This is a genomic window from Kitasatospora sp. NPDC056531, from assembly GCF_042794375.1.
GTDB lineage: Bacteria > Actinomycetota > Actinomycetes > Streptomycetales > Streptomycetaceae > Kitasatospora.
Genome location: NZ_JBHTTU010000051.1, coordinates 1 through 299, shown reverse-complemented (window position 1 = coordinate 299; position 299 = coordinate 1). Strand labels below are relative to the sequence as shown.

Here is a 299-nt window from a genome sequence, read left to right as displayed (position 1 = left end):
CGTTGGTGGCCTGGTTGTAGACGGCGGTCGGGCTGCCGGTGAACTTGTAGCCGGTGTCGAGGGTGCTCCAGCCGCTCCACTGGCCGCCGTTGAAGTGGTAGTTGTGCGAGATGACGCCGTCCTGGCCGGTGGCGAAGACCTCGGTGACCTTGTTCACCGGGTTGTAGACGGCCGCCGGGGCGCCGGTGAAGTGGAAGCTGGAATCCAGCGTGGACCAGTCGCTCCAGGCGCCGCCGTTGGTGCTGTAGCTGTGGGACATCGTCCCGTCCGTCCCGATCCCGAACACCTCGGTGGTCGCC

Annotated in this window: 1 pseudogene; it reads right to left on the bottom strand. The window is 66.9% G+C overall.

The features are described 5' to 3' along the window. Positions 1–299: pseudogene (locus tag ACFQ87_RS31080) on the bottom strand (hypothetical protein); the annotation flags it as partial.